The sequence below is a fragment of the Flavobacterium hydrophilum genome (genome assembly GCF_003202405.1).
In the GTDB taxonomy this organism is placed as follows: domain Bacteria; phylum Bacteroidota; class Bacteroidia; order Flavobacteriales; family Flavobacteriaceae; genus Flavobacterium; species Flavobacterium hydrophilum.
In genome coordinates this window covers 1-1,419 of record NZ_QJHL01000017.1, presented here as the reverse complement: position 1 = coordinate 1,419, position 1,419 = coordinate 1, and the positions used below count along the sequence as shown (strand labels likewise).

The window sequence follows — 1,419 nt, the reverse complement described above, 5'->3', positions numbered from 1 at the left end:
TCTCGTCATCAGTGATCGTAACGATAGCCTGAGTCGTACTGCCTGCCGTAGCTCCTGTAACATTCGTGATATCGACAATTACTGTTTCGTTTCCTTCGTACAGCGCATCATCGGTAGGATCAATAGTGATCGTGCCGGTCAGCTGCCCTGCCGGGATGGTGATCGTAGTATTGCTTGCCGCATAGTCTCCTGCTGATGCTGTTCCTGCAAAGCCTAAGCTTACCACTGTATCGGTAGTCGTAGCCGTGCTCAGCGTAGCGGTGATTGTAGCCGTGCCTGCTGCGTTCTCGACGATTGTTGTCGTTCCGCTCAGGGTTACCGTTGGAGTGGTCTCGTCATCAGTGATCGTTACCGTGGCCTGCTGAACGCCGTTTTCTGTAGCGCCATTGCCTCCGGTTACTCCTGTGATGTCGATGATTACTGTTTCGTTTCCTTCGTAAAGCGCATCATCGGCCGGATCAATAGTGATCGTTCCGGTCAGCTGCCCTGCCGGGATGGTGATCGTAGTATTGCTTGCCGCATAATCTCCTGCTGAAGCTGTTCCTGCAAAGCCTAAGCTTACCACTGTATCGGTAGTCGTAGCCGTACTCAGTGTAGCGGTGATCGTAGCCGTTCCAGCTGCATTCTCGACGATTGTTGTCGTTCCGCTAAGGGTTACCGTTGGGGTGGTCTCGTCATCAGTGATCGTAACGATAGCCTGAGTCGTACTGCCTGCCGTAGCTCCTGTAACATTCGTGATATCGACAATTACTGTTTCGTTTCCTTCGTACAGCGCATCATCGGTTGGATCAATAGTGATCGTGCCGGTCAGCTGCCCTGCCGGGATGGTGATCGTAGTATTGCTTGTCGCATAATCTCCTGCTGAAGCTGTTCCTGCAAAGCCTAAGCTTACCACCGTATCGGTAGTCGTAGCCGTGCTCAGCGCAGCGGTGATTGTAGCGGTGCCTGCTGCGTTCTCGACGATTGTTGTCGTTCCGCTCAGGGTTACCGTTGGGGTGGTCTCGTCATCAGTGATCGTTACCGTGGCCTGCTGAACGCCGTTTTCGGTAGCGCCATTGCCTCCGGTTACTCCTGTGATGTCGATGATTACTGTTTCGTTTCCTTCGTACAGCGCATCATCGGTTGGATCAATAGTGATCGTGCCGGTCAGCTGCCCTGCCGGGATGGTGATCGTAGTATTGCTTGCTGCATAGTCTCCTGCCGAAGCTGTTCCTGCAAAGCCTAAGCTTACTACCGTATCGGTAGTCGTAGCCGTGCTCAGCGCAGCGGTGATTGTAGCGGTTCCCGCTGCATTCTCGACGATTGTTGTCGTTCCGCTCAGGGTTACCGTTGGGGTGGTCTCGTCATCAGTGATCGTTACCGTCGCCTGCTGAACGCCGTTTTCGGTAGCGCCATTGCCTCCGGTTACTCCTGTGATGT

1 protein-coding gene is annotated in these 1,419 nt (G+C 53.7%); it reads right to left on the bottom strand.

Annotation, left to right across the window (positions count from 1 at the left end; all coding sequences use genetic code 11):
* Positions 1-1,419 (bottom strand): beta strand repeat-containing protein (locus DMB68_RS23130; protein WP_196783720.1); only part of this gene is annotated, 1,419 nt, incomplete at both ends.